At 68.3% G+C, this 20677-nt stretch carries 20 protein-coding genes; 12 read left to right on the top strand and 8 right to left on the bottom strand.

Features of this window, described 5'->3' with window-relative positions; genetic code table 11:
- The first annotated feature begins 13 nt into the window (after positions 1-13).
- Positions 14-607: a PadR family transcriptional regulator gene (locus tag AB5I40_RS14170; RefSeq protein WP_370938958.1), complete on the top strand. Its 594-nt coding sequence runs from the start codon at positions 14-16 to the stop codon at positions 605-607.
- The gene (locus AB5I40_RS14165; RefSeq protein WP_370938957.1) at positions 604-1782 is read left to right on the top strand and encodes an FAD-dependent oxidoreductase; all 1179 of its coding nucleotides are present in this window, start codon (positions 604-606) and stop codon (positions 1780-1782) included. Before AB5I40_RS14170 ends, AB5I40_RS14165 begins: the two co-directional genes overlap by 4 nt.
- Here AB5I40_RS14165 and AB5I40_RS14160 read toward each other — a convergent pair.
- From AB5I40_RS14160 to AB5I40_RS14150, 3 genes are read right to left on the bottom strand one after another with little or no spacing between them, the layout of a single operon-like run.
- Positions 1779-2018 (bottom strand): hypothetical protein, encoded by a 240-nt coding sequence (locus AB5I40_RS14160; RefSeq protein ID WP_370938956.1) that lies wholly within the window; start codon positions 2016-2018, stop codon positions 1779-1781. The genes AB5I40_RS14165 and AB5I40_RS14160 overlap by 4 nt on opposite strands.
- Complete coding sequence (locus tag AB5I40_RS14155) at positions 1997-3046, bottom strand: MBL fold metallo-hydrolase (protein WP_370938955.1); 1050 nt, start codon at positions 3044-3046, stop codon at positions 1997-1999. Before AB5I40_RS14155 ends, AB5I40_RS14160 begins: the two co-directional genes overlap by 22 nt.
- Positions 3047-3056: 10 nt before the next feature.
- Positions 3057-4091 (bottom strand): fatty acid desaturase, encoded by a 1035-nt coding sequence (locus AB5I40_RS14150; RefSeq protein WP_370938954.1) that lies wholly within the window; start codon positions 4089-4091, stop codon positions 3057-3059.
- Between the two features lie 596 nt (positions 4092-4687).
- On the opposite strand from AB5I40_RS14150, the gene AB5I40_RS14145 reads away from it, so the two are divergent.
- From AB5I40_RS14145 to AB5I40_RS14130, 4 genes are read left to right on the top strand one after another with little or no spacing between them, the layout of a single operon-like run.
- On the top strand, positions 4688-4891 hold the full coding sequence (locus AB5I40_RS14145) for a hypothetical protein (RefSeq protein WP_370938953.1): 204 nt from the start codon (positions 4688-4690) through the stop codon (positions 4889-4891).
- 2 nt (positions 4892-4893) lie between these two features.
- Entirely contained in the window at positions 4894-6327 is a 1434-nt protein-coding gene (locus AB5I40_RS14140; RefSeq protein WP_370938952.1) for a sodium:solute symporter, read from the top strand.
- Entirely contained in the window at positions 6324-7526 is a 1203-nt protein-coding gene (locus tag AB5I40_RS14135) for an amidohydrolase family protein (RefSeq protein WP_370938951.1), read from the top strand. Before AB5I40_RS14140 ends, AB5I40_RS14135 begins: the two co-directional genes overlap by 4 nt.
- Before the next feature lie 41 nt (positions 7527-7567).
- On the top strand, positions 7568-8731 hold the full coding sequence (locus AB5I40_RS14130; RefSeq protein WP_370940519.1) for a low temperature requirement protein A: 1164 nt from the start codon (positions 7568-7570) through the stop codon (positions 8729-8731).
- Between the two features lie 89 nt (positions 8732-8820).
- Here the strand turns inward: AB5I40_RS14130 and AB5I40_RS14125 are convergent, their stop codons facing one another.
- The gene (locus AB5I40_RS14125; RefSeq protein ID WP_370938950.1) at positions 8821-9636 is read right to left on the bottom strand and encodes an alpha/beta fold hydrolase; all 816 of its coding nucleotides are present in this window, start codon (positions 9634-9636) and stop codon (positions 8821-8823) included.
- A gap of 82 nt (positions 9637-9718) precedes the next feature.
- Here AB5I40_RS14125 and AB5I40_RS14120 point away from each other — a divergent pair, with 82 nt between their 5' ends.
- Together AB5I40_RS14120 and AB5I40_RS14115 are read left to right on the top strand one after the other, a co-directional pair.
- The gene (locus AB5I40_RS14120; protein WP_370938949.1) at positions 9719-10201 is read left to right on the top strand and encodes a pyridoxamine 5'-phosphate oxidase family protein; all 483 of its coding nucleotides are present in this window, start codon (positions 9719-9721) and stop codon (positions 10199-10201) included.
- A 353-nt stretch (positions 10202-10554) separates the two neighbouring features.
- A complete protein-coding gene (locus AB5I40_RS14115; RefSeq protein WP_370940518.1) occupies positions 10555-10932 on the top strand; it encodes a VOC family protein in 378 nt (125 codons plus the stop codon).
- A 178-nt stretch (positions 10933-11110) separates the two neighbouring features.
- On the opposite strand, the gene AB5I40_RS14110 is transcribed toward AB5I40_RS14115, so the two are convergent.
- Entirely contained in the window at positions 11111-12241 is a 1131-nt protein-coding gene (locus AB5I40_RS14110; protein WP_370938948.1) for a steroid 3-ketoacyl-CoA thiolase, read from the bottom strand.
- 255 nt (positions 12242-12496) lie between these two features.
- Here AB5I40_RS14110 and AB5I40_RS14105 point away from each other — a divergent pair, with 255 nt between their 5' ends.
- The 3 genes from AB5I40_RS14105 (at position 12497) to AB5I40_RS14095 (ending at position 15677) form a co-directional block, all read left to right on the top strand.
- Positions 12497-13723, top strand: coding sequence for a cytochrome P450 (locus AB5I40_RS14105; protein WP_370938947.1), 1227 nt, complete (start codon positions 12497-12499; stop codon positions 13721-13723).
- 93 nt (positions 13724-13816) lie between these two features.
- Positions 13817-14602 (top strand): transglutaminase family protein, encoded by a 786-nt coding sequence (locus AB5I40_RS14100; RefSeq protein WP_370938946.1) that lies wholly within the window; start codon positions 13817-13819, stop codon positions 14600-14602.
- A 43-nt stretch (positions 14603-14645) separates the two neighbouring features.
- Positions 14646-15677: a YhjD/YihY/BrkB family envelope integrity protein gene (locus AB5I40_RS14095; RefSeq protein WP_370938945.1), complete on the top strand. Its 1032-nt coding sequence runs from the start codon at positions 14646-14648 to the stop codon at positions 15675-15677.
- A 32-nt stretch (positions 15678-15709) separates the two neighbouring features.
- Here AB5I40_RS14095 and AB5I40_RS14090 read toward each other — a convergent pair whose 3' ends face one another.
- Genes AB5I40_RS14090 through AB5I40_RS14080 form a run of 3 tightly spaced genes read right to left on the bottom strand, consistent with a single transcriptional unit; the run spans position 15710 to position 18912 of the window.
- A complete protein-coding gene (locus tag AB5I40_RS14090; protein WP_370938944.1) occupies positions 15710-16873 on the bottom strand; it encodes a thiolase domain-containing protein in 1164 nt (387 codons plus the stop codon).
- The gene (locus AB5I40_RS14085; protein ID WP_370938942.1) at positions 16870-17922 is read right to left on the bottom strand and encodes a thiolase domain-containing protein; all 1053 of its coding nucleotides are present in this window, start codon (positions 17920-17922) and stop codon (positions 16870-16872) included. The genes AB5I40_RS14090 and AB5I40_RS14085 overlap by 4 nt, the downstream gene beginning before the upstream one ends.
- A 6-nt stretch (positions 17923-17928) precedes the next feature.
- Positions 17929-18912: a Zn-ribbon domain-containing OB-fold protein gene (locus AB5I40_RS14080; protein ID WP_370938941.1), complete on the bottom strand. Its 984-nt coding sequence runs from the start codon at positions 18910-18912 to the stop codon at positions 17929-17931.
- A 79-nt stretch (positions 18913-18991) separates the two neighbouring features.
- Here AB5I40_RS14080 and AB5I40_RS14075 point away from each other — a divergent pair, with 79 nt between their 5' ends.
- Positions 18992-20521: an acyl-CoA synthetase gene (locus AB5I40_RS14075; RefSeq protein ID WP_370938940.1), complete on the top strand. Its 1530-nt coding sequence runs from the start codon at positions 18992-18994 to the stop codon at positions 20519-20521.
- Positions 20522-20677 lie beyond the last annotated feature (156 nt).

Below are 20677 nucleotides of genomic sequence, written 5' to 3'. Positions count from 1 at the left end.
CTAAGGAGCTGTGGTGAAGCGACGCGTAGTGGGGAATCCGCTCGGGCTGGCCGTGCTGGCGGGCTTGCTCGAGGAGCCGATGCATCCGTACGAGATGGCACGGCGGTTCGTGGAGTACGGCAAGGAGCGGGATTTCAAGTACACCCGCAGCTCGCTGTACATGGTGGTCGGGCAGCTGGAGAAGGCCGGGTTCATCGCGGCGCAGGAGACGCTGCGCGATTCCGCGCGGCCGGAGCGGACGGTCTACGCCATCACGCCCACCGGCCGGCTCGAGCTGTTCGACTGGATGCGCGAGCTCGTCGCCGAACCGGCCACCGAATACCCGCTGTTCGGGGCGGCGCTGTCGCTGTTTGTCGTGCTGCCCGCGGACGAGCTCCGCGAGCTGCTCCAGCAGCGGCTCGCCGCGCTCGCCGGCATCGCCGACGACATCCGCGCGGCGATCGAAAACGGGCGAGAGCAGGGGCTCGCCTGGTGGTTCCTGGTCGAGGAGGAATACCGGCTGACGAAAGTCGAGGCGGAGCGCGGCTTCGTCGAGCGGCTCGCCGAGTCGGTCGCCGGGGAGGACTACCGGCAGGCGTGGGAAACCTATTTCAAGGGGAGATCATGAACGTACTAGTGATCGGCGGGGGCATCGCCGGCGCGACCACCGCGATGGCGTTGCAGCGAGCCGGAATCGAAGCCACGGTTTACGAGGCTTACTCCACGACGGCGGACGGAGTCGGCAGCGCGCTGACGCTGTCGCCCAACGGGCGCAACGCTTTGCGCCAGATCGACGCCGACGACGCGGTGGCCGCGGCCGGCCTCGAGGTGCCCGGAATGGTGATGCAGAACCACAAAGGCCGGGTGGTCGGCAGGTTCGACGGGCTTCCGGGCCTGCCGCCGAGCTTGCTGATGCGCCGGGACCGGCTGTACCGCGCGTTGATGGACGAAGCACTGAGCCGGGGGATCACGGTCGAATTCGGCAAGCGGCTGGAGTCCGTCGAGAACAAGCCGGACCAGGTGATCGCGCACTTCACGGACGGTACCTCCGCGGCAGGCGACGTGCTGATCGGCGCGGACGGCATCCGGTCGGCTGTCCGGTCCATTTTGGACCCGGCGGTGCCCGCTCCGCGCTACACCGGATTGCTCGGCCTCGGCGGCTGGATCCGCAATCCCGGCCTGCCGGTCACCGGGAAGTACCAGCATTTCGCCTTCGGCAAGCGGGCGTTCTTCGGCTACTTCATCGACGCGGAAGAGATTCTCTGGTTCAGCAACGTCCCGGCCGCCGACCCGGCCGAGGCGAAGACCGCGTCGCCGGAGCATTGGCTTTCGGTGCTGCGGGACCGGCATGCGGACGACGTCCCGGCGCGCGACATCATCGCGCTGCTGAAACCGGAAGACGTCGGCCAGCCCGGACTGCTGGAGGACATCCCGACGGTGCGGACGTGGTACCGCGGCCGGGTCGTCCTGGTCGGCGACGCCGCCCATCCGACGTCGCCGAGTTCCGGGCAGGGAGCTTCGCAAGCGGTCGAGAGTTCGCTCGAACTAGCTCGCGCTTTGCGGGATTCCCCGGACGTGGCAACGGCTTTCGCCTCGTACGAGACCGCCCGGCGGGAGCGGGTGGAGAAGATCATCGCGCGGGCGGCGAAGATCAACAACGACAAGGCGGCGGGCCCGGTGGCGCGGATTATGCGTGACTTGCTGATGCCCGTGGTGATGAAGACGGTCATGAGCCCGGAGAAGATGTTCGGCGACGTGCATCGGCACCGGGTCGAGTTCGCGCCTTCGCGCGCCTCGGTCTAGCGGAGGCACGCGAGCGCGGCCCGCCGCACGCGGACGGTGCGGCCGAGCAATCCCAGCACCGTCAAGGCGTCCGGGGGACCGCCGCCCTCGACTACGCGGAGCTGGGTCTGTTCGGAGGCCCGCAGCAGATCGTCGGCACGCCAGTCGGGGCCGCTCGTGACGGCGTGGACCAGCGCGGCCGGGTCCTGGCACTGGAGGACGGGGGAACCGCCCGTCAGCCGAGGGTCTGCCACCATCCGTCCACGGGCGGCGGGGCCGACGCGTCGACGCGCTGCCCGGGCTTCGGGATCGCGAGCGGGAGATCGTTGGCCTTGGCCTCCCGCCACACCCGGTCCGCCGGATCCGACCAGGTGTGCATGGCCAGCGTGAACGTCGCCCAATGCACCGGGATCAGCAAACCGCCGCGCACGTCCAGATGGGCGGCGACGCCTTCCTCCGGTGTCATGTGGATGTCCGGCCAATGCGGGGCGTACGCGCCGACCTGGATCAGCGTCGCGTCGAACGGGCCGTGCTTCGCGCCGATCTCGGCGAAACCGGCGAAATATCCGGTATCGCCGCTGTAGTAGACGCGATGCTCCGGACCGGCGATCACCCACGACGCCCACAGCGTGCTGTCGTTCGCGAGGCCGCGGCCGGAGAAATGCTGCGCGGGCGTGGCGACGAACCGGATCCCGGCCACGAGGGCGTCCTCGTGCCAGTCGAGTTCGATGATCCGCGCGGCCGGGACGTGCCACCGTTCGAGGTGCGCGCCCACGCCGAGCGGGACGAGAAACGGCGCGTCGGTCAGCGCGATCAACGCCTGGACGGTGGGCAGGTCCAGGTGGTCGTAGTGGTCGTGGGAGATCACGATCGCGTCCAGTTCGCCCAGTTCCCGCAGCGAAACCGGGGGAGCGTGCAGCCGCCGCGGCCCGGCGAAGGCGGCGGGCGAAACCCGGTCGCCCCACACCGGATCGCACAGCACGCGGGCCCCGTCGATCTCCACCAGCGTGGACGCGTGTCCGTACCAGGTAAGGAAAAGACCGGCTGCGGAGGAGGCGGCGGGCGAGGAGATCAGCGGGACCGCGCCGCCCGGACGACGGCGGGCGCGGTCTTCGCCGAACAGGAACTCGCGCACGAGCGCTCCGGGCGAAGAGGGCGTCGCGCGAGTCGTGGCGGCGTTGTGGAACACGCCGTCGGCGTAGTGCGGAGACTGGCGCATCCGCTCGGCACGTGCTCCGGCCGCCTTCGCGCCGAAGGCCGCCGGAGTCAGTGCTTGGAACGTCATGCCACCGAGTCTACGAAGCCTTCCTGAGAGGGGCCCCAGCTTCGTGCAGATGCTTGAGCGTCTGCCGATACGAAGACACCAGGCCCGTCCGCAGGTACGAGATGCCGATCTCCGCGCAGTACGCCTCCACCATCGGCTGAGCCCGGCGCAGATGCACCGACGGCATGCTCGGGAACAAGTGATGCTCGATCTGGTGGTTGAGGCCGCCGAGCAGGACGTCGATCACCGGTCCGCCCGCGACGTTGCGTGAGGTGAGCACCTGCTTGCGCAGGAAGTCCAGATCGGTCTTGCCGGTCAGCGTCGGCATGCCCTTGTGGTTCGGCGCGAAGATCGAACCCATGTAGACGCCCCACAGCCCCTGGTGAACCGCGAAAAACAGCAGCGCGAGACCCGGCGGCAGGACGATGAACAGCGCGGCGAGGTAGACCGCGATGTGGGTGAACAGCAACGCCGCTTCAAGCCCGCGACGGCGCAGGCCCGGACGCGCGACCGCGCGGATGCCGGACCAGTGCAGATTGAGACCTTCGAGGGTGAGCAGCGGGAAGAACAAGAACGCCTGGTGCCGGCCGATGAACCGGGGCACGCCGCGAGCCTCGCGAGCCTGCCGCTGCGACCAGACAAGGACGTCCGGGTCGACGTCCGGGTCCAGCTCCTCGTGATTCGGGTTCGCGTGGTGCCGGGTGTGCTTGTCCATCCACCACCCGTAACTCATTCCGATGCCGAGATTTCCGGCCAGCCGACCGGCGATCTCCGCGGGACGACGCGTCCGGAACACCTGCCGATGCGCCAGATCGTGCGAAAGCAGGGCGATCTGCCCGAACATGAAAGCCTGGAACGCGGCCACAGCCAGCTGCCACCACGAGTCGCCGAGCAGCGCGAACGCGACCCAGCCTCCCGCGAACAGCACGGTCACGAGCGCGATTCGGGCGGTGTAGTAGCCGGGACGGCGATCCAGGAGACCGGCGTCGGAGATCCGGCGGCAGAGCCGGGCGAAGTCGCTTCCCGGCCGTGGGGGCGAGGGGAGGACGAGCTTGTCGGTGGTCACGGGGGGAGTATTGCGGCGCGGAACCCCGGCGGGAAACCTGCAGACCCGACGGGCCGTGCTGGGGTTGTCCCCACCACGCGTCTGTGCATTCCCGAAGGTGTGCTGCTCACAGGGTTGACGAGGGGCCTGGCGGGCGCTCTGGAACAGGCGCGCGGGCGAGACGGGTGGTTCTTGCGCGAAGAAAATTTCCATCCTTCGGCGGAGCGGCAAGCGGGGTGCCCGGGTGTTCGGGGCTGAGTGGGCTGAGTGGGTGGCCGGGTTGGTCGGGGCTGAGTGGGTGGGCTGGCTCGGCAAACTGTGTTTGATGGCGCCGACTTCGTCGTCGCGGGCGGGATCGCCGTTAAGTCGGCGTGCGGAGGGGTGAGCGGAGCGGGCTCGGAGGTGAGCGGAGCGGGCTCGGAGGTGGGCGGAGCGGGCTCGGAGGTGGGCGGAGCGGGCTCGGAGGTGGGCGGAGCGGGCTCGGAGGTGGGCGGAGCGGGCTCGGAGGTGGGCGGAGCGGGCTCGGAGGTGGGCGGAGCGGGCTCGGAGGTGGGAGCGTGAGTGGGTGAGTGTCGAACTGGGCTGCCGGTGGGCTCTGGTTCTGGCAGCGTGTGCGCATGCGCATGCGTAGCTACTATCTCCCTCCGGTCGTCCCCGTCGTGGCTCTCGTCCTGATGCCGTTCCTCCCCTTCGTCAACTCCTCCGGCCTCTGGCTGGGCTTGCCGAAGATGATGGTCTGGGGCGCGTTTTGGTGTCTGATGTTCACTCCTGCCCTGTTGCTGTCCGAGCGGCTCATGGCTCGCAGCGGACAGGAGGATTGACGATGATCCTGGCCTTTACGCTCGTTGGCATCGTGTTGATCGGCGTGCTCGGCTTCGTCGGGCGGCGTCGGCCTGCTGCGGATCTTGCGGAGTGGACCGTTGGCGGGCGCAAGTTCGGCGCGCTCACCATGTGGTTCTTGCAGGCCGGGGAGGTCTTCACGACCTTCACCTTCCTCGGCATGGCTGGGTTGGCGTTTTCGGGTGGCGTGGCGGCGATGTATGCGCTGCCGTACGTGCCGATCGCTTACGTGGTCCTGTTTTTTCTTGCCAAGCGGATTTGGCGGATGGGCAAGGAGCGCGGGTACCTGACCCAGGGCGACTTCCTCGAGGACCGGTTTTCCAGCCGTGTGTTGGGCACGGTGTCGGCGATCCTCGGGGTGGTGTTCGTGTTGCCGTATCTGCAACTGCAGATTACCGGGCTCGGGCTGATCGTCCGGCTGGTGACTGGTGACCATGCGTCGGGCACGCTGAGCATGATCGCGGGAAGTGTGCTCGTGGTCGCGTTCGTGTTGTGGGCTGGGTTGCGCGGGGTGGCGGCGACGTCGTACTTCAAGGACGCGATCATGCTTGTCGTACTCGTGGTGCTGATCATCGCGGTGCCCGCGCATTTCGCCGGCGGCGTCTCCGGGGTGTTCCACAAGATCGACCAGTTGCATCCGGAGAAGTTGTTCGTGCACGCCGGGGCGAACGATCACACGTGGTTCATCACCAGCATGCTGGTGAGTGCGATCGGTGTCGGGCTGATGACGTTGCCGCATACGTGGCCCGCGTTGATGTCGGCGCGGGATCCGAAGGTGTTGCGGCGCAATTACACCTGGATGCCGGTGTACGAGCTTTGCCTGTTGCTGCCGATGATCATCGGCTTCGCGGCGATTCTGGTGGTGCCCAAGGGAAGCGACCCGAACGGCGTGTTGCTGACGTTGAGCAAGGACGCGTTGCCGGGGTGGGTCACCGGGCTTGTGGTTGTCGCGGCGACGGCGACCGCGATGGTGCCCGCGGCGGGGATTCTGATCGGTATTTCCTCGCTGGTGGCCCGAAACATCACCCGGGTGCGCAGCGAGCGCAAGCAGTTCTGGATCAATCACGGGACGGTCGTGCTGGCCAGTGCGCTCGCCCTGGTGCTCGGCATCTTCCGGCCGGACCTGCTGGCGAACCTGCTGCTGCTCACCTACTCGGGATCGGTGCAGCTGGCCCCGGCGAATCTGCTGGGCTTCCTGAAGAAGGTCCCGGTCGGCAAGGGCCCGGTGTTCGCCGGGCTGCTGGCGGGCGAGGTCGTGGTGATCTGGCTGACCTTTGTGGACACCAAGCTCGTCGGCACGGTGAACGTCGGGTTGGTCGGGCTGGCGGTTAACGTGGTCGTGCTCGCGATCGCGGCAGCCATCGAACGGGCCGTGACCCGGTCCGGAGACGTTGTGCAGACAGGAGAACCGGTATGACGCGGACCCTTTTCACCGGCGGCACGGTGTTCGACGGGACGGGCAGCCCGCCCGCGCCGGCGGACGTCGCGGTCGAGGACGGCCGGATCGTCGAGGTCGGCACCGGCCTCGACGGCGACCGCGCGGTGGACTGCGCCGGCGCGATGCTGCTGCCCGGGATGTTCGACTGCCACGTGCACGTCACGGTGTCGGAGCTCGGGTTGCTGCAGCGGGTGCAGAAGCCGTTCTCGTACCAGTTCTACGAGGCGGCCCGGAACCTGTGGACCACGCTGAAACTCGGCATCACCACGGTGCGCGACGCCGCCGGGGCCGACCTCGGCATCAAACAGGCGGTCGCGGACGGCCTGATTCCCGGGCCCCGCCTGGAAATCGCGGTCGGCCTGATCAGCCCGACCGGCGGACACGGCGACGGCTGGATGCCGTCCGGGCATTGCGTTCCGCTGTCGCTCCCGCACCCCGGCCGCCCGAGCGCGCTGGCGGACGGTCCCGACGAGATGCGCCGAGTCGCGCGCACCCTGTTGCGAGCCGGGGCCGACGTGCTGAAGGTCTGCACCACCGGCGGCGTGCTTTCGCCACGGGACGATCCGCGGCATTCGCAGTTCACGCCTGAGGAACTGGACGTCCTGGTCGCCGAGGCGACCATGCAGGGGCGGGCGGTGATGGCCCACGCGCAGGGTTCGGAGGGGATCAAGAACGCCGTCCGCGCCGGGATCCGGTCGATCGAACACGGCATCTACCTCGACGACGAGGCGATCGAGCTGATGCTCGCGCGCGGCACCTGGCTCGTCCCGACGCTGGTGGCGCCGGTGAACGTCATCCGCGCGGCGGCCGCGGGCGCGGCGTTGCCGGACGCGGTGGTGCAGAAGGCGAAGGAGGTCGCGGAGGTGCACCTGGATTCGGTGCGCCGGGCAGTCGCGGCCGGGGTCCGGATCGCGATGGGCACCGACAGCGGCGTCGGCCCGCACGGGACGAACCTCGAAGAGCTGGAGCTGATGCGCTCCGCCGGGATGAGCCCGGCGGACGTGCTGGTCGCCGCCACGTCGTCGGCTGCCCAGCTGCTGGGCAAGGATGCAGAACTGGGCCGGTTGGCTCCGGGCTATCGTGCGGACCTCGTGGTTGTTTCGGGCGATATTTACGATTTCCCGGCGTTGGCGGGGAACGTTCGGGAAGTGTGGCAGGACGGAGCGCGCGCGGTTTAGGACGGCGGTTTCATGATCACGGCATACTGTCCGCCGTGATCATGAAAACCGAGGAACGCCACGCGTCCTGGCTCGAACTCTTCTTCGACCTGGTCGCGGTCGCCGGCGTCGCCCAGCTTTCGCACCTCGTGCGCGGAACGACCTCCTGGAGCGACGCCGGCCTCTACGTCGTGTGCTTCCTCGCGTTCTGGACCGCGTGGATGTGCTTCACCGTGTACGGCAACGTCACCGGCGCCGCGGCCCGCACCATGCCAGTGCTGCTCGCGATGGCCGGGCTGGTTTTCATGGCCGGTTCGGTGCATGACCTCGGCGAGCACGCGCAGGGCTTCGCCTTCTCCTACGTGGCGGTGCGCGCGCTCGCGAGCCGGGTCTGGGAAGGCCGGGAAAGCACGCGGATCATCGTCGAATGGCCGGTGGTGCACGCCGGGATGGGCGTCGTGCCGTGGGTGGTTTCGTTCTGGGTCGACGGGCCGTGGAAGTACGCGCTGTGGGCGCTTGGGCTGGGGATCGACCTGGTGGCCGGGCTGACCATGTCGGGCGAACAGGTCGCGGCCAAGGTGGCGGAACGGGTCTCGCAGTCCAGGCGCCCGGCGCCCGGGCTGGCTTTCGCGCATCTGGACCTCGCGCATTTCGGCGAGCGGCTGGGGCTTTTCACGATCATCGTGCTGGGCGAGGGAGTTCTGACGGTCACCGACGCGATGACCGAGATCCCGGACTGGGAATGGCCGTTGCTCTCGACCGTTCTCGGGGTTCTGGCGCTGCTCGCGGCTTTGTGGGGCGCGGCGCTGTTCCAGGGATTCGGCGGTATTCCCTATCTGTCCCAGACCGCTTGGGGGCCCAGGGTTTTGCTGCCGGTGCATTGTCTGGTGGCGGGTCTGCTGGCCGCGCTGGCGGCGGGTTTCGGGGATGCCGTGGAGTCTGTCGAGCACGGGCACATCGCCGCGGGGACGCGGTGGATGCTGTGCGGGTGCGTCGCGGCGTTCACGATGGTGGGCGCGGCCGCGCGGGTGGCTTCCAAGACGTGGAAGCGATGGGATTTCGTCGCGGTGCTCGCCGGGGCGGGGATTCCGGCTGTTCTCGGCACGGTCGGCGGGGGCCTGACTCCGGCGCGGTTCTTGTGGCTGCTGCTGTTGGCGATTGTGCCGGGGTTGATACGGGAGTTTCCGCGGCGGAAGCGGGTTGCCGCGCCCGCTTCCGCTGCGTGAAGGTCGCCTCCTGGACCATCGCGGTCCGTGAGGGGAACCCTGAGGGAATCTGATTCCCTCAGGGTTCCCCTCACGGACTTTGGCTGCTTTCAGGCGTTGGCGAGGAGTTCCTTCAGCGCGGCAGCGAATTTGGCCGGATTCCGTTGCGGCGCCAGGTGCGCACCCGGCGTTTCGGTGAACGGCAACCCCAGTTCGAGCGCGAGGATCTTGGCGGGCTGGTAGTGATACCAGCCGCGGCTGGCCTCCCCGGCGACCGGCACGATCTCGGTGTTCGTGCGGCGCAGCGCACGCAGGTCCGGCAGATAGTCGAAGAACTCGGTCAACTCGCGGTCGAACAGCCGGAGCCAGTCGCTTTCGTTGGGCAGCCGCAGATTCGGCAGGTCCGGCAAGGCGGCCCCGGCGATCCCGTCCGCGAACCGCTTGACCGCGCCCATCAGATCACCCGAACGGGCCAACCGCACCTGCGCCGCCGCGGCCTCGAGAATCCCGGCGGCGTCGGGCATCAGCTGGATCGCGGGCGGTTCGTGCGCGACGAACGCGGCCACCCGATCCGGATACCGCGCGACGAGGTCCAGCCCGATCAGCGCGCCGGCACTGGTCCCGAACATCGAAACCGGCCCGCTCCCGCCGACGTGGTCGAGGACGGCGAGCGCGTCGCCCGCCTGCCGGGACACCGGGACGGGTCCGGTCGTGGTGTCCGTGCTGGCGAAATGCCCGCGCCGGTCGTAGGTGATCACGGTGAAGTCCGTGCGCAAAAGCTTGACCAGCGCCCGGAACGAGTCCGCCGCGCCGGTCCCGCCGGGGACCAGCAACAGCAGCGGCCCCTCGCCGGTCGTGCGGACGGCCAGCTCGCCGCCCTCGACCGGACAGCGATGCTCGGCAGTCTCCGCGTCTTCCGCGATCATGCCGAGAGTCAAGCACAACCCGAGTCACCCGATCGCTTCCGGGACGCCGGTTTTTGTCGGTGGCGGGTGCGAGACTTCGGGAATGACGAGTTGGGATGAGTTCAGTGCCGCCGCCCCGTCGCTGGCCTCGCGCGTACGAGCCCGCTTCGCCGCCGCGGATTCGCACGTCCTGGCCACGCTCCGACGCGATGGATCGCCTCGGGTGAGCGGCTCGGAGATCGACTTCCGGGACGGCGAGGCCTACCTCGGGTCGATGCTCGACGCCCGCAAAGCCCGCGACCTCCAGCGCGACGACCGCTTCGCCCTCCACGCTTACCCCGGCATCGAGGAAGGCGGCGACGCGAAGATCGCCGGTCACGCAGTGGAGATCACCGACGCGGCGGAGGTGGCGCGGATCCAGGAGGGGCAGGAGAGCCACCTGTTCCGGCTGGACCTGCGGGAGGCCGTGGTGACGTGGGTGGAGGACAACACGCTGTGGGTTGAGTCGTGGCACCCGGGGAGCTGGGTGCGCTTCGCAAGGCCGGACAACGGTCCGGCGGTGCGGACGGAGCTGGAGCTGGGGTGAAGGGGAGGGATGGCGGCGGCTTGAGGAGGTCGGCTGGTCGAGGTGAGGTGGCTGGATGGCGTGGGGGAGCGAGCCGGTTGAGGTGAGGTGGCTGGATGGCGTGGGGGAGCGAGCCGGTTGAGGTGAGGTGGCTGGAAGGCGTGGGGGAGCGAGCCGGTTGAGGTGAGGTGGCTGGAAGGCGTGGGGGAGCGAGCCGGTTGAGGTGAGGTGGCTGGAAGGCGTGGCGGGGCCAGCCGGTTGAGGTGAGGTGGCCCGCGTGTAGTGGCGATGCACGCCGGTCGAGGTGAGTTGGCCATGCGGGGCTGTGAGCGGGAACAGCCCGGGCGAGCCAGCCGAAGCTCTAACCTGGGCTGATAAAACTCACGTCCACCGTGCTCGACGCGCCCGAACCTCGGGCGCTGGCCGAGTTCTACCGGGAGTTGCTCGGGTGGCCGATCGGCACTGACGAGCCGGAGTGGGTCACCTTGCGTCCGCCGGAAGGCGGGGCGGGGCTGTCGTTTCAGCTGGAGGAGCAGTATGTGCCGCCGGTGTGGCCGGCCGGCGCCGGGGAGCAGCAGATGCAGCTGCACCTCGACTTCGAGGTCGACGGTCGCGCCGCATTGGCGGCCGCCGTCGCGAGGGCGGTCGCCGCGGGTGCGCGGGTGGCGGAGTTTCAGCCGCAACAGGATGTGCGGGTGTTGCTGGACCCGGCCGGGCATCCGTTCTGCTTCTGGACAGACGACCGGCCCTGACGAACCCAGCCAGGTCAGCGGCGGTTCGAGAAATTCCGAGCGACCACGCTGGCAGGGCGGATTTCCCGCGCCCGCAACAGGGCAGCATCGATCCTGTCGGTTCTACCCGCGACAGTTGCCACAGCGGAATGGACGCCAGCACAGCAGAAACTGGCCCGGAGAACCCGGGCCGGGCAGCTCACATCCGTTCCAAAATCGTCGCCGTAGCCATCGCGCCGCCAGCGCACATCGACACCAGCGCCGTAGCCTTGTCCTGTCGCTCCAGCTCATGCAACGCCGTAGTCAACAGCCGAGCCCCGGTGCTTCCCACCGGATGTCCCAAAGCGATGGCCCCGCCGTTGACGTTCACCCGCGACTCGTCCGGATTGTGCATGCGCTGCCACGAAAGCACGACCGACGCGAATGCCTCGTTCACCTCGAACAGGTCCACGTCGCCGATCTTCATCCCGGCCGCGTCCAAAACCCGCGCAGTGGCTTGAACCGGACCGTCCAGGTGGTAGTACGGCTCCGCTCCGACCAATGCCTGCCGCCGGATTCGGGCGCGCGGGCGCAGGCCCAGTGAGCGGGCCAGCGAAGCGTCCATGATCAGCACGGCCGCGGCGCCGTCGGAGATTTGGGACGACGAGCCGGCCGTGTGGATTCCGTCCGGTACCACCGGCTTCAGCCGGGCCAGACCCTCCATTGTGGTCTCTCGCAGTCCCTGATCCCGGTCCACCACACCGGCTTCCGTGGCGACCGGCACGATCTCCCGCGTGAAATGTCCGGCGGCCCAAGCCGCGGCGGCATTGCGCTGGGACCGCACGCCGAAAGCGTCGACGTCTTCGCGCGTGATGCCTCGACGGGCCGCGATCCGTTCTGCCGCACCGTATTGGTCCGGCATGTCGATCGACCACGCGTCCGGTTTGGGGGAGCCGACGCCCTCGCCGCGGTTCGCGCCAAGAGGCACGCGGCTCATCGCTTCGGCCCCGCACGCCACGCCCACGCTGATCGCGTCCGCCGCGATCAGGCCGGCGATCAGGTGCGCGGCCTGCTGCGCCGAACCGCATTGTGCGTCGATCGTCGTGGCTCCGGTCGATTCCGGCAGACCCGCGTGCAGCCACGCGGTGCGGGTCAGGTTGCCGCACTGCTCGCCCGCCTGCGTGACCGCTCCGCCGATCACCTGCTCCACCTGGGCCGGGTCGATGCCGGCCCGGTCGACCACGCCGCGCACGGCCGCGCCCAGCAGTTCGGCCGCGTGCAGGCCGGACAGCCAGCCGCCGCGCTTGCCGATCGGCGTGCGTGCCGCGGCCACGATCACCGGTTCGCCCACGAGTGTCCCCTTTCCGAGCTTTCCTACCCGCAAAACTAGAACACGTTCCTATTTAGCACAAGCAGGCCCACGAAAGAGCGGAAGTCGATCACTGAAGACTGAGCGAGCGCTCACCTGCGCGGATCGTATCTGGAACGGTAAAGTAAACAGGTTTCACTCAAGCGGGTTCCGTTGGTAAACACCGTATGCTCTACTGGGGTCATAGAACGCGTTGCAGTTGGGTATCACCGCCGATCCCGCGCAGGAGGCCAAGCCGTGGCAGCCCCGCTTTTGCCCGCCGGTTTCGACTTCACCGATCCGGACCTCTACGCCAGCCGGCTGCCCCTGGAGGAGTTCGCCGAACTCCGCCGCACGGCGCCCGTCTGGTGGAACCCGCAGCCGCACAACACCGCCGGATTCGGCGACGACGGCTACTGGGTCGTCACGCGACACGCCGACGTCAAGGCGGTCTCGCGCGACAGCGAGCTCTACTCGTCGAGGGAAAAGACCGCGATCATCCGGTTCGACGACCAGATGACCGCCGAGGGCCTCGACGCCAACCGGCTCGTCCTGCTGAACATGGACGCGCCGCAGCACACCAAGCTCCGCCGCATCGTGTCGAAGGGGTTCACCCCGCGCTCGATCGCGAAGCTCGAAGACACGCTGCGCGACCGCGCCGAGCGAATCGTCCACGAGGCCAAGAAAAAGGGCTCGGGCGACTTCGTCACCGACGTCGCGTGCGAGCTGCCGCTGCAGGCGATCGCCGAGCTGATCGGCGTCCCGCAGGAGGACCGGCTGAAGATCTTCGACTGGTCCAACCAGATGATCGCCTACGACGACCCGGAATACGACCTCGAGCCGATCGCCGCGTCCGCGGAACTCGTCGGCTACGCCTGGAACATGGCCGAGGACCGCCGCCGCTGCCCGATGGACGACATCGTCACGAAGCTCGTCCAGGCCGACGTCGACGGCGAATCGCTCGGCTCCGACGAGTTCGGCTTCTTCGTGATCCTGCTGGCCGTCGCGGGCAACGAGACCACCCGCAACGCCATCACGCACGGCATGAAGGCGTTCCTCGACCACCCGGAGCAGTGGGACCTCTTCAAGGAGAAGCGGCCGAAGACCGCGCCGGACGAGATCGTCCGCTGGGCGACGCCGGTCGTCGCGTTCCAGCGCACCGCGACCCGCGACACCGAACTGGGCGGCGCGCAGATCCGCAAGGGCGACCGCGTCGGGATGTTCTACAGCTCGGCCAACTTCGACCCCGAGGTCTTCGACGAGCCCGGCAAGTTCGACATCATGCGCGAGGACAACCAGCACGTCGGCTTCGGCGGCACCGGTTCGCACTACTGCATCGGCGCGAACCTGGCCCGGCTGGAGATCGACCTGATCTTCAACGCGATCGCCGACGTGATGCCGAACATCGCCGAGGCGGCCGCGCCCGAGCGGCTGCGTTCCAGCTGGCTCAACGGGATCAAGCACTACCAGGTCCGCTACGCCTGAGCAGACTGGGCAGACCGGGCAGCCTGAGCAGGCGAAACGCCCGGGCGGCGCACCTGACCGGCAACGAGCACGACGCACCGGCATGATGGCCCCGTGCGCACGACGGTAGACGTGGAATTCGGCGTCCGGGTGACGAAACCCGGCCTCGCCGCGGTCTCGGTCGCCGCCGTGCGCGCGGACGCCGGTGAACTCACCGTGTCCGACGCCGGTTCCGCGCGCACCGCCGAGTTCGAACACGGCACCCGCGCGGAGGTTTACGACCTCGCCGAGGGCGAGCATCGCGTCGCCTATCACGGCGAGCGCGTGCTGCACCGAGGCAACGCCGAACCCGTCACGCTCGCCGACGTCGCGCGCTACACGCGGCCGAGCCGGTACTGCCCGTCCGACCGGATGGGCGGACTCCTGCCGCTGGGCATCGGTGATCTGGCCACCGCGCGGGAGCGGGTGCAGGCGATCGTCGAGCACGTGCACCGTCGGCTCGCGTACGTCGTCGGCTCCAGCGCCCCGACCCACGACGCCATCGACACGCTTCTCGCTGGCGAAGGCGTGTGTCGCGACTTCGCACACGTATGCGTCGCGCTGTGCCGACTCGTGGATGTCCCCGCGCGCTACACCTCGGTATACGCGCCGGGCTTGCAGCCGATGGACTTTCACGCGGTCTTCGAAGCAGGCATCGACGGCCGCTGGTACGTCTTCGACGCCACCCGGCTGGCCCCGCGCCAAACCATGCTCCGCATCGCGACCGGACGCGACGCCGCCGACACCCCGTTCCTCGCGACACTGGGCTGCGAACTCGACTTCCTTGGCGCGACCGTCTTCGCCACGACCGACGAGCCGCTGCCGCGTGACGACGGGCACGCCCCGGTCGTACTGGCCTGAATGCGTGTCTTTTGCGACAAACAGCGCGTCCGCTGGGTAGACAGTGACAGTGAAGCGTTCCCGCAAGACCCCTGGGCCGAGCAGATGGGCCCGCGCGCGTGCCCGGTATCGATGGCTGGACCACATCGCTCGCGCCACCAACCGGTACATCGACTACGGCGGCTACCACTATGTCGCGTCGATTACCTACTTCAGCCTGCTGTCGCTCGTGCCGATCCTGATGCTGTCGTCATCGGCGGCAGGGTTCGTCCTGGCGACGCAGCCGCATCTGCTCGACGCGCTGGTGCGCGGAATCTCCGGTTCGCTGCCCGGCCCGATCGGCGAGCAGGTGTCGTCGATCCTGACCGGGTTCGTGGAGCAGCGCACCGGCGTCGGGGTCGCCGGTCTGGTCGTGGGCCTGTACTCCGGCTGGAACTGGATGAACGCGCTGCGGGACGCGCTCACCGCGATGTACGGACAGAACCGCTCCGAAGGGCCGCTGCTGCGCACGATCCTGACGGACGTCCTGGCGTTGCTCGGCCTGGCCGCGGCGCTGCTGGTTTCGTTCGGGATCTCGGTGTCCGGCACCGCGGTCGGCCGTTCGCTGCTGGGGCTGGTCGGCGTCGAGGACACGAGCTGGGGGCACAATCTGCTGTCGTTCGTCTCGGTGCCGCTGGCGCTGCTCGCCGACTGGATGGTTTTCCTGTGGGTGCTCACCCGGCTGCCGCGGGAACGCGTCGGCTGGCGCAGCGCGATGCGCGGCGCGGTCGCGGCGGCAGTGGGGTTCGAGCTGTTGAAGCAGGCCGGCGGGTTCTACTTGAACTTGATCAGCAAATCGCCGTCCGGCGTGGCGTTCGGCTCGGTGATCGGTCTGCTGTTCTTCATCTCGCTGATCGCGCGGATGCTCGTGTACATCACCGCCTGGACCGCCACCGCCCGTGACGCGCCGCGCAAACCGGTCCAGCCCCCGGCCGCGACGCAGCTGCGCCCGATCATCGCGCCCAAGCAGAACAACGGGAAGGCGGCTCTGCTGGGCGCGATGGTCGGGGCGTTGGGGACGTTGTTCGCCTTGCGCGGGCGGCGGAAGGGGTCGTGAGTGTTGATCACGGTTCTAACCGGGATTGCCACTCACGAGGGCTTAGCTGCTCCCACCACCCACATGCTGTAGTACTGCGAGCCGCCGCCGTAGGCGTGTCCTAATGCGACTCGGGCACCGTCCACTTGGTAATCGCCAGCGCGGCCCATTACCTGCTTCGCCGCTTCGGAGAACCGCAGCATCCCGGACGCACCAATGGGATTCGACGACAGCACGCCGCCCGACGGGTTCACCGGCAGTCGTCCGCCGATCGCGGTGTCGCCGGCCTCGGTGATCTTCCAGCCTTCGCCTTCGGCGGCGAAGCCGAGGTTTTCCAGCCACATCGGCTCGAACCAGGAGAACGGCACGTAGATCTCCGCGACGTCCACTTCGGACAGCGGATCGGTGATGCCCGCGTCGCGCCACAACGCGGCCGCGGCGTCACGTCCGGCTTGCGGGCTGACCTGGTCGCGTCCGGCGAACGTCGTGGGCTCGGTCCGCATCGCCGTCGCGTGGATCCAGGCCGCGCCACCCGGCACAGCGTCTCCGGCGGCTTCGTCGCCGAGCACCATCGCGCAGGCGCCGTCGGAGGACGGACAAGTTTCGTCGTACCGGATCGGGTCCCACAGCATCTGTGACGCCTGCACCGACTCGACCGTGATGTCGGACTGTTGCAAGTGCGCGAACGGATTCAGCGCGCCGTTGCGTCGATCCTTCGCCGCCACGATCGCGCCGATGTGTTCGGGCGCACCGGAACGGCGGATGTAAGACCGCACATGCGGCGCGAAGTAGCCACCGGCTCCAGCGCCGACCGGCATCTGGAACGGCGGCAGGATCGACAGGCCCCACATCGCGTTCGACTCGGACTGCTTCTCGAACGCCACCGTCAGCACGCGCCGGTGCACGCCGGACTGGACCAGCGAAGCGGCGACCAGCGCGGTCGACCCGCCGACTGAACCCGCGGTGTGCACGCGAATCAACGGCTTTCCGTTCGCGCCCAACGCGTCCGCGAGGAACAGCTCGGGCATCATGACGCCCTCGAACAGGTCCGGCGCCTTGCCGATCACGACGGCCTCGATGTCGTCCCAGCCGACCTGGGCGTCCGCCATCGCGCGGTCGATCGCTTCGCGGAGCAGACCGGCCATCGACACGTCGGTGCGCTTAGCGCGGTGGTGCGTCTGCCCGGTCCCGAGCACCGCTGCGAGCTGCTTGGTCATCGTGCCTCCAACACGGCGAGGAGGTTCTGCTGCAGAGCGGGTCCGCTGGTCGCGTGGGCGAGCGTCTTGGCCGCCTCGCCGCGATGGATCCGCGCGGCGGCCTCGCCGATCCGCGCGAGGCCGGCGGAGAACATCGGATTCCCGGTGAGCGCGCCGCCGGACGGGTTGATCCGTACGTTGTCGGCGAAACCGAGTTCGCGGCGCAGGATGAGTTCCTGGTGCGTGAACGGCGCGTGCAGTTCAGCCAGTTCGACGCCGTCGAGATCAAGCCGGGCCGCAGCAATGGCAGTGGACGGGGAGCGGGTGAGGTCGCGCGCGCCCAGGACGGGGGAGTCGATGCGATGCTCCAGCCCGGAGATGATCGCGGGCCGCTCGACGAGGTCGCGGGCTCGTTCCTCCGACGCCAGGATGATCACCGACGCGCCGTCTGTCACCGGCGCGATGTCATGTGCGCGAAGGGGATCGGCGACGTACGGAGTGTCGAGCAGATCGGCGACGTCCACGGTTCCGGACAGCTGCGCGGCCGGATTGTTCGCCGCATCCGCGCGCGATCGGGCGGCCACTTCGGCCAAGTCCTTCTCGGACCACAGCCCGCCTTCGAGGCCCAGCCGAGCTTGCAGGCCGGCAATCGCCAGCGAATCCGGCCACAGTGGAGTAACGAGGTACGGGTCGAGCTGCATCGCCATGACGCGGCGGAGCTGTCCGGCGCTGGCTTTGCCGAAGCCGTACACGAGCGCGGTGTCGACCTCGCCGGTGCGGATCTTCAGCCACGCCTCGTACAGCGCCCACGCGGCGTCCATTTCCACATGGGACTCGTTGATCGGCGGGAACGCACCCAGCGCGTCGACCGCGGCGATGAACGAAAACGCTCGTCCGGCAAGGTAATCCGACGAACCGGAGCACCAGAACCCGATGTCTTGTTTGGACAGTCCGGTGGCAGCGAAGGCCTCGGCGAGGATCGGCACGAGCATTTCCACGCCGTTGGTGGTGCCCTCGGTCTTGCGGACGTTGGGCGCCTGCGCGAAACCGGCTACGGCTACTTCAGGCATGGTTCCTCACAGGTGGTGGGCGAAGGTCTCGTACGCGGCGTCCGGCTCGCCGGTGGGCTCGAAGTGGCTGATGTTCTCCAGCGACGTCCACCATTCCTCGCGCGGCCGCCAGTTGGCTCGCACCCGCATGCCCATCCGGACCTCCTCGGCGGCACAGCCGAGCACGAGGTGCAGGAAGGCGATGTCGGCCCCGTCGAGCAGGATGTACGCCGCGACGTACGGCGGTTTGATGCGCTGGCCGAGGAACGGCACGTTGACGATGCAGAACGTCGTGACGATGCCGGTGTCGGGCAGTTCCACCTCGTCGGTGGTCGGCACGCCGTCCACCGGGCACGCGCCGCGCGGCGGGATGTAGACCTTGCCGCACTCCGGGCAGCGCTGACCGAGCATCCGGCCTTCGGCGAGGCCGCGCAGGTACCGGCTTTCCTCCGGCGACGCGGAATGCTGGTATTTCAGGTGCACCGGCGTGATGATCACGCTGACCGGCGCGCCCTCTTCGCGTTTCGCCACCGGCGGGGGAGCCTCGGTGGGGGTGGTGTCCGGCGCGTCCGCAGGCAAAAAGTACGCGATGTCGCGGATGTGGCCGACGGTCTCGTCCGCCCACCGCACGCGCACGCGCTGTCCGATGTGGACATTGTCCGGGGAACCGGCGTCGAGCGCGTGCAGCAGACTGGTGTCCGCGCCGTCGAGTTTCACCAGCACCCAGGCGAACGGACGCGACAGCGGCTGGCCGTCGAGCGGATCCGCGCACCAGGACCAGGAAACGACAACGCCTTCCGCGCTCACCGGGACGAACTCCGTCAACGGGTCCGCGGTGGCCGGGTCGTATTCGACCGGCGGCACGTGCACGCGTCCGTCGCTGCCGCGCACGCCCTCGATCCGGCGTTCGCGCAGGGCGTTGACGAAGCGGCCGAGCACCGGGCCGGTGGAGCGGGTGTAGTCGAAGCCGACGTTGAGCGGCGCCGACAGAGGGGCATCCGAAACCGTCACGGCTTCGAGTGAAACACGTTCTCGAATCCGAGGCAAGGAACCTGTTGTGTCTATGTGGAACGCGTTCTAGATTTGGAAGATGGACCTGGGACTGTGGACCATCGCCGCGGCCGAGCCCGCCCGGGTGGCGCTGGTGGATCCGGACGGGCGGGAAATCTCCTACGGCGAACTGACGGCGAAAGCCAACCGGTACGCGTCAGGCTTGCGAGAGCTGGGGCTCGGCGTCGGCGATTCGGTGGTGCTGCTGCTGCCGAACGGCGACGACCTGGTCGCGGCGTACTTCGCGGCGATCCAGACCGGGCTGTACGTGGTGGTGGTGAACTGGCACCTCGTCGGGCTGGAAGTCGCGTACATCCTCTCGGACAGCGGGGCCAAGGCGTTTCTGGCGCATGAGCGGTTCGCTGATGTGGCGGTGGCTGCGGCTGATGAGGCTGGGTTGCCTGCTTCGGCGCGGTTCGCCGTCGGCTCGGTGCCGGGCTTCCGCCGTGCCGAGGAATTGGGTGCTGGGTTGGGCGATGGGCGGCCGGACGATCGGACCGCTGGTTCGCCGATGCTCTACACGTCCGGTACGACTGGGCGGCCCAAGGGCGTCAAGCGGCCGTTGACCGGGGCTGATCCGGATCAGGTGCCTGCCGCGTCCACGTGGTTCTTCGGGGTGTTCGGACTGCAGCCGTTCGATGATCATGTGCATTTGTGCGGGTCGCCGCTGTATCACACGGCTGTGCTGAATTTTGTGGCTATTTCGCTGCAGCTGGGGCATACCGCGGTGTTGATGGATCGGTGGGACGCCGAGGAAATGCTGCGCTTGATCGAGCGGCATCGGGTCACGCACAGCCATATGGTGCCGACTCAGTTCCGGCGGTTGCTTGGTTTGCCGGACGAGGTGCGCGCGAAATACGACCACAGCTCGTTGCGGGTGATGATTCACGGGGCTGCGCCTTGTCCGCTTGAGGTCAAGCGGCAGATGCTGGAGTGGTGGGGGCCGGTGGTTACCGAGTATTACGCGGCCACCGAAGGCGGCGGGACGGTGATCAACGGCGAGGACTGGTTGCGGAAGCCCGGGTCGGTTGGATTGCCGTGGCCGGGGTCGACGATCAAGATCCTCGACGATGCCGGTGACGAGGTGCCTGCGGGCGAGACCGGTGCGGTCTATATGAAGATGGGCGACTCGAAGTTCGAGTATCACCGGGACAAGGCCAAGACTGAGAAGGCTCGGGTCGGGGATTTGTTCACGTTGGGTGACGTCGGGCATCTTGACGAGGACGGGTATCTGTTCTTGCATGACCGCAAGGCGGACATGATCATTTCCGGCGGGGTCAATATTTATCCGGCGGAGATTGAGGGTGAGCTGGTGATGCACCCGAAGATCGCGGACGTCGCCGTGTTCGGCATCCCGCACGAGGATTGGGGCGAGGAGATCAAGGCTGTGGTGCAGCCTGCGGACGGGGTTGAGGGGTCGGACGAGTTGACTGCTGAGTTGCTCGCGTATGCGGAGACTCGGTTGGCTCGGTTCAAGTTGCCTCGGTCCGTTGACTACTTGCCGGAACTGCCTCGGGATCCCAATGGGAAGCTGTACAAGCGGAAGTTGCGGGATCAGTACGTGTCGTGAGAGTGGGGCCCACCACCCCGAAGCTGATTGTGACTACGGCGCGGGGGTGCTTGTCAAGGCGGGAAAGATGCCTTGACAAGCACCCCCGCGCCGTGTTTTTGGCTTCGTATCGGGGTTGTGGGGGTCTGGGTGCCCTCGGGTGCGGCTTGGGTGGGG

This window comes from Amycolatopsis sp. cg13, from assembly GCF_041346965.1.
Lineage (GTDB): Bacteria > Actinomycetota > Actinomycetes > Mycobacteriales > Pseudonocardiaceae > Amycolatopsis.
Note: the sequence above shows the minus strand (reverse complement) of the source record. Positions and strands in the feature narration are given on the sequence as shown.

Excerpts from the sequence above, each read along its gene's own strand:
- AB5I40_RS14155 (WP_370938955.1), bottom strand. The coding sequence starts at position 3,046 with ATGACGTTCCAAGCACTGACTCCGGCGGCCTTCGGCGCGAAGGCGGCC.
- AB5I40_RS14160 (WP_370938956.1), bottom strand. The coding sequence starts at position 2,018 with ATGGTGGCAGACCCTCGGCTGACGGGCGGTTCCCCCGTCCTCCAGTGC.
- AB5I40_RS14145 (WP_370938953.1), top strand. The coding sequence starts at position 4,688 with ATGCGCATGCGTAGCTACTATCTCCCTCCGGTCGTCCCCGTCGTGGCT.
- AB5I40_RS14075 (WP_370938940.1), top strand. The coding sequence starts at position 18,992 with ATGGACCTGGGACTGTGGACCATCGCCGCGGCCGAGCCCGCCCGGGTG.
- AB5I40_RS14125 (WP_370938950.1), bottom strand. The coding sequence starts at position 9,636 with ATGATCGCGGAAGACGCGGAGACTGCCGAGCATCGCTGTCCGGTCGAG.
- AB5I40_RS14130 (WP_370940519.1), top strand. The coding sequence starts at position 7,568 with ATGAAAACCGAGGAACGCCACGCGTCCTGGCTCGAACTCTTCTTCGAC.
- AB5I40_RS14085 (WP_370938942.1), bottom strand. The coding sequence starts at position 17,922 with ATGCCTGAAGTAGCCGTAGCCGGTTTCGCGCAGGCGCCCAACGTCCGC.
- AB5I40_RS14140 (WP_370938952.1), top strand. The coding sequence starts at position 4,894 with ATGATCCTGGCCTTTACGCTCGTTGGCATCGTGTTGATCGGCGTGCTC.
- AB5I40_RS14120 (WP_370938949.1), top strand. The coding sequence starts at position 9,719 with ATGACGAGTTGGGATGAGTTCAGTGCCGCCGCCCCGTCGCTGGCCTCG.
- AB5I40_RS14090 (WP_370938944.1), bottom strand. The coding sequence starts at position 16,873 with ATGACCAAGCAGCTCGCAGCGGTGCTCGGGACCGGGCAGACGCACCAC.
- AB5I40_RS14165 (WP_370938957.1), top strand. The coding sequence starts at position 604 with ATGAACGTACTAGTGATCGGCGGGGGCATCGCCGGCGCGACCACCGCG.
- AB5I40_RS14135 (WP_370938951.1), top strand. The coding sequence starts at position 6,324 with ATGACGCGGACCCTTTTCACCGGCGGCACGGTGTTCGACGGGACGGGC.